At 66.0% G+C, this 5876-nt stretch carries 5 protein-coding genes; 2 read left to right on the top strand and 3 right to left on the bottom strand.

Going from position 1 to position 5876, the window contains the following annotated elements:
* The coding region (locus HII36_RS52660; protein WP_217371062.1) for a hypothetical protein at positions 1 to 660 on the top strand (660 nt) is incomplete at its 5' end.
* 165 nt (positions 661 to 825) lie between these two features.
* On the opposite strand, the gene HII36_RS52655 is transcribed toward HII36_RS52660, so the two are convergent.
* The 3 genes from HII36_RS52655 to HII36_RS52645 form a co-directional block, all read right to left on the bottom strand.
* On the bottom strand, positions 826 to 1701 hold the full coding sequence (locus tag HII36_RS52655; RefSeq protein WP_173530935.1) for a hypothetical protein: 876 nt from the start codon (positions 1699 to 1701) through the stop codon (positions 826 to 828).
* Between the two features lie 502 nt (positions 1702 to 2203).
* A complete protein-coding gene (locus tag HII36_RS52650; RefSeq protein WP_173530934.1) occupies positions 2204 to 2356 on the bottom strand; it encodes a hypothetical protein in 153 nt (50 codons plus the stop codon).
* Between the two features lie 643 nt (positions 2357 to 2999).
* A complete protein-coding gene (locus tag HII36_RS52645; RefSeq protein WP_173530933.1) occupies positions 3000 to 3509 on the bottom strand; it encodes a hypothetical protein in 510 nt (169 codons plus the stop codon).
* Between the two features lie 773 nt (positions 3510 to 4282).
* On the opposite strand from HII36_RS52645, the gene HII36_RS52640 reads away from it, so the two are divergent.
* Positions 4283 to 4945, top strand: coding sequence for a hypothetical protein (locus HII36_RS52640; RefSeq protein ID WP_173530932.1), 663 nt, complete (start codon positions 4283 to 4285; stop codon positions 4943 to 4945).
* Positions 4946 to 5876: the final 931 nt, after the last annotated feature.

The raw sequence follows: 5876 nt of genomic DNA, 5'->3' as shown, positions 1-5876 counted from the left end.
CGCCCGGCCCGTCCGGCGGCGACGACCTGGTCGACCCTCGCCGGGTGGGCGCTCATCCTGGCGCCGGTGGCGCAGATCGGCGGCTGGACCTTGATGAGGCTCGGCGGCAACGAAGGACTCGAGCCATGGTCGACCATCGCGCATTCGGTGTGGCTCCTCGGCTTCGTGATGCTGGCCGTCGCCTGCGTCGAACTGTTCCGCCGGGTACGAAGCCGCGGCACCGGGCAACTCCTCGCCCGGGCGAGTCTGACGGTGGCGCTGGTCAGCGTCGCCGCCTCGATCGCCGAGATGCTCGTCGACCTGTACGTCCTCTTCGCCACCGACGATCACGCGCAGTTGAAGGCCCTGGACCAGCAGATCCGAAGCATCCCGGGAGTCGAGCCGATCCTGTACGGATTCGGCACCCAGCTGGTCTACCTCGGGCTTCTGGCCCTGATCATTCAGCTGGCCGTACTGAAGCGGATCAGCGTCACGACCCTGGCGCTCGTCCTGGCCACCCTGGCCCTGTTCATCAGCTACGAAGTCCTGGACGGACCCGGCCGCCAGGCCCTCATGCCGTTCGCGGTCCTGTGCATGTGGCTGGCTCTGGCACCCCTGGGATGGCGCCTGCTGAAGCCGGTACCCCAGCCCGCCGGCACCCTCACGTCGCAGGTTTCATGACGAAGATCAGCGACGGGCGCCTCGCCACGCAGCAGGTCGAAGCGTTGATCCTCCGTCTGCGGATGGCCGAAGGCGCGGCGCGGTGCAACCGACCAACCTCACCCACGGTGGCGTCGATGGAGCCCGGGGACCCGGGGACAGCGGCCCGCATGCGGGCAGGCCGCCTCAGGAGTGAATCACCGGCGGGCGAGCGGTGATGGACTGGTGGAGGCTGCTCGCCACAGCTTGGACGAGCGGGACCTGAGAGGCGTCCCAGACGAGGTTGAGCCCGCCGTGACTGCGGAGCACGAGCCTGCCGTACAGCAGAATGGGCAGGCGGACGTTGTTCTTGAAGCGGCGGTCGGGGCCGCCCTTGACGTTGACGTAGCGCCAGGTCGAGTCCACGACCGTACCGTCGGGCGGCACCGGGCCCTCTTCGATGAAGCGGGTGTGCTCCAGGCCGACTTGAAGATGCTGGTAGGCGAGATCGGCGACGTGGCGGCCGTCCCGGAACAGGACCCGGTCGGGGAGGAAGTGCACCGACAGGCTGCCCGCGGTCAGGGTCGGGACAGCGACGTTGGTGACCAGGATCCGCGGTCCCGCCAGCCGGGCCGAGGCGTTCGTCCTGCTCAGCAGCCGGGAGGCGCCGGCGTTCACCTTGAACTGGTAGGTGCTGGTGATCGCGCCGGATGCGGTGATCAGCCAGAATCCGTGGGCTCGCTGGAGGCCGATGATCGCGTTGATGAGGTGATCGAAGCGCCGAGCGGCCTCGTCGGTCACGTCGTACATGACGACCACCGCGCGAGCCGCCCGATCGCGCAACGCCACCCACAGCACGCAAGGCAGTCCGACAGCGACGACGACCAGGCCGAAGCGTCCGGTCACCAGCCCCGCGACGAGCAGCGCGGCCAGGGCGAACGGCCAGTACGGCCGCCGTCCGGCGGCCTTCCGCAACTGCTCGACGACGTCACTCGGCTGGGCCGGGACCAGGCTCACGACATCGTGCATGACCACGTCCTGGTCAGGGGCGACGGTGCGGTAGGAGACCGTTCCGTGTCCCATGCGCACGACGTTGCCGCGGGGGCCCATCCGCACCCGAAGGCCGGGGACCGCGGTCGAGACCGCCATCCCGGCCTGGCTGAGCGTGAACCGGAACGGTCCAACCCTGAGGCTGGTATGCACGTAGAGACCCACGATGAGGAATCCCTCCGGCCGACGCGCCCGTTACCGAGGCCGATCGAGCCGCTGAAGATCGCGCCTCGCGCCATGACGAGGTCGGGACGGCTCTGACCTGTGGTTGGCGAGGATTCATCCCCGCCGACCAAGATCGCGTCTTGTCCTTGTCCGCCTGTCGTTCAACCGAAGCGGCCCGAGTGGCGTCCGGCAGCGCGGGTGAGCCCCACATCTGGACTCCGCGACCATTGAGTTGCGTGGTCTGAACTGCGGTTGCGCGGCGTGACGTGGTTCGCTGATCGTTCCTGCGGCGACCTGATGGGCTTCGGTAACCGCATCACCGGGTTGCGGTTCTTGATCCGCGATCGGGATCCACTCGTGACTTCCCCCTTCAGGAAATCTTCAGAGCTGAAGGGCTGCGAGACATCCGCACCATGCCGTGGACGCCGAGGATGAACACCAGGTCGTACAAGGCGCGGCCGGAGAACCACGCGATGTGGAAGTACCCGCCGGGGCGCGCCGGACAGGCCGCGCGACTGTTCAACGAGTCCGGTATACACGCGGCTGCGGGCCGTGATCCGAGTCACGCCGGAGGACGGGGCCTGCCGCTTTCTGGTGGAAGTGATGGCGCATAAAGGGCCTCATTCCGTGGAGATCTGAACACGAGCCACGGTGATGGCACACCCACACGAAGTGGTCATGTTCCCTGCATGAAGGTTGCAGCCCGAGCCGGTCCTAGATCGGCTTTGCCGGAACCTCGGGGTGGGGCTGGGCCTGATGTTCTCCATCGGATCGAAAGTACGTTGCTCCGGTCCGTCGACTGAGAAATGCATCTGGGAATGCATCTCTTGTCGAGGCGGTCTGATCCGCGCCTCGGGCAGTATTGGGCGTTGCGGCCATCGGCCAGCTACGCGGCGCTTGCGGCATGGTGTTTCTCGTGTTCGTCCGTGGGTCCGACTCAACGAGGTGGCGCGAGGTCGCGGCCCACGAATGGTGAGCTGCCTTGTCGGTGAACCTTGCACAGCATGATCGACTCCAACGGCCGCTCTTCATGATCCTGACCTTGGCGATCCAGAAGATGGCAGAACGGCCGTTCCCCTGCGGGAGGAGCGACGAGATCGCGACGGAACCGACCATCCCTCAGAACATGGCGAGCTTCGCCACGTTAGCGTGCACACAGCTGCTACTTATCCCCAGGCTGCGGCACTCAGCGCTCGTTTCGCGGTGACCGAGATTCTCATGTAGTAGGCGACGCCGCGACTGACTTTGACCGAGGTTCCCACGCTCTCTCCGCAACTCCCCGTCGCTGATCCCCAGGAATTACCCGTCGATGTTCTGATGAGATTCACGGTGATGGTGGTGCGGTCGCCATTACCGCCTCCCGAGCAGAAGGCGCTGAAATGCAGCCGTCCATCGCGGCTCATCGTAAAGTCATGCGTACTCCATCGTTTGGTCGGCGTGTGGTTGTCGCTCCAATGGAGCAGGAACGCCGAGGCGGACTTCGCCGTTGCCGCAGACGTCTCCGCAGCGGCAACGGCCGGTGCGGAAGCGCTTACTCCGCCGGCCATCAGGGCGAGGCTCAGGAGAGCGGCCGCACCCAGAGTGCTGTGAAGTTGCATGAGAACCTCCTGAAACGCTCTGTACTCAGGGCGTTCGACTGTTCGAAGCACGGGCTTTCCGGCTTGCTCCTCGATCATGCGGGCCGATGGGTTCGTAGCGCTTTCGTGGCGCTTTAGCGGCAGCTCAGGCCCGCTAAGTGGATCTCTTGCCGGACACGCCCGGGTCGGAGCCGTCGCTCCGTGGCCAGGATCTGGGCGCTTCGGCGCCGGTCTTGCCGGGGTGTCGACAAGCGTCGACAAGAATCGCGCTGATGGCCAAACGAGCGGCATCGCCACAGGCACGACGTGCGACTGCGCCGAAGGCACCTCTTCTGATAGGTCCCATCCCGAACCCGTAACATCCGGTCGTGGCCGGAGCGGCCATCCCGCCCCGGCCCTGTCCCTCGATACCAGGAAAAGACGATGACCGACCTCTTGGCCCACCACGCCGGCGCCCGACACCTCCTCCCCGACCAGGGGTCGATCACCTGGGTCGGCACTCCTGAGGCGGAGGCGCTGGTGACGTCGCAGGGAACTCTCATGCGAGAGATCGCCGACGTCACCGTGGACGACGTATCGGCCGCGGCCATGGACCTTTCCCGCGGTGAGGCGATCGTGCTCGTCTCGCAGCAGGCCGGGTGGGCGGTCCTTTTCGAGCCCGCTCCTCTCTGCGGCACCGATCCACGCGTGCTCCAGCAGTCCTCCGCGGACAGCGCGGCCTTCAACGTGCACTGGACGGTGAATCACGATGTGTGGGTCACCTACGCGGACGCCGGTCGAATCGTTGCGGGCTTCGATCCGTTCGACCTCGTCGGCATCCAGCCGGAATCCGGGGAGGAATGGCTGCGAGCACTCCCCGTCACCCCCGCTCAGTGGGCGGCCGACTGGATGACGGCCTGTCTGGCGGTGGGCGAGCACCTGTCAGGCATCCGCCTGGATGCGGACTGGTTCCGAGCCGGTCACCGGGCGATCATCGTTCGCAGAACCCGCTGCCCACCACCGCCAAGCTCTCACCCCTCACGCTCGACGCCGACGAACTGGCCGCCGTCGAACAGGATCCCCAGGTCTCCGCCATCGTCGCCGCACCCACGCGGGACAAGCTGCGGCTCATCACCGAACTCGCGGCGCGCATCGCGGTCTCGACCACGAACCTGCACGAACATGAGCTGGTCGACCGAGCCTTCCGGATCATCACCTCGGACCATGACCATCACCCCGACAAGGCCGAGGTGTGCAATCAACTCTTCGCCTGGATGGACACCTTGCTCAGGCAGGCCTATACGGCCTTCGAGTCCTCCGGGATGGGAGACAAGGCAGGCCCGATTCCCGGCCATGAAACCGTCCATGGGCGTCTGCTCCTGCAGCGAGCGTGCGTAGAAACGCTGAAGAAGGCCCTGGCGGACGACGATCCGGCTTATGTCGCCTACACAACCGCCAGGCAGGCCGGAGCCACCCAACCGGACAGGGCCAATGGCGACGAGGGGCGCGTGCGGGCTCTGCTGCTGGCTGCTCACCATGTCTACGACCAGGGGTGAGAGCGGGAGATCGCGGGTCACGTACGAGCCGCACTTCACCTCGCCGCGCGCTTCTTCAGGTCAACACCTACAACTCAGGGAAGGACCTGACGTGACAAACTCGAGCCGGGCCGATGACCGCAGAGGCGAGCAGCTCTTTGGGGTCTATCTGGATAACGGTGTCCTCGATCTTGATCGGCTATCGGGTGATCGGGGTCAGCCGTGTACCGCTTCAAAGTCATCCCAGGACTTGAACTGACGAATAGACCTGATGCAAGGGGGACGGGCAAGATCGACTTCTGCGCTTGTCCGTCTCCTGTGTCTGATCGCGCTCTGGGCGTTCGGCAGGCTGGTGCTGTCGGGCCGAAGGGAGGCTTCGGAGAGTGCCGATGGTGCTCCGCATGAAATGGCGGTGCTGCGGCGGCAGGTTCCCCGGTCGAAGTCGGACTGGGCCGAGCCAGCGATCCTGGCGCTGGTGCGGCTCCTGCCATCCAGGCCGCGGGGTCACTGGCTGATCACTTCGGCACTCAGTCGGCCTGGCGTCGCGGGTCCGCGCGACGTTGCGAGCGGCGCTGAACCACGCCGTGCGTGAGGACCTGAACGCCGTCGATCCGGTGCAGGGATGCCCTGTTGCCGCCGGTGCGAGAGGACACGGATCTGCACGGGGTGGACGTCGATCTGAAGCGGTGAGCTCACCGTCCCCCATCAACTGGTGGACACCGATGAGGGGCTGGTCGGTCTAGTGCAGCCGAAAGCGAGGCCAGCCGGCGGACGGCAGCGCTGGATCCGGAGATCGTGCGGTTGCTGCGTCGCCAGGAGGGGGATTAGGAGCTGTTTAAAGTTTGGATCATGTGGTTGAGGTGAGGAGTCTTAACCACATGATCGAGCCACGGAGGTAGAGCCCGGCCTCGTAGCTCTCCGGAGCTTTGTCATAGCGGGTCGCCAGGCCACG

The sequence above is a fragment of the Nonomuraea antri genome (assembly GCF_013283785.1).
Classification (GTDB): Bacteria; Actinomycetota; Actinomycetes; order Streptosporangiales; family Streptosporangiaceae; genus Nonomuraea; species Nonomuraea antri.
The sequence above is the reverse complement of the archived record's forward strand: the minus strand, read 5'-3'. Positions and strand labels throughout refer to the sequence as shown.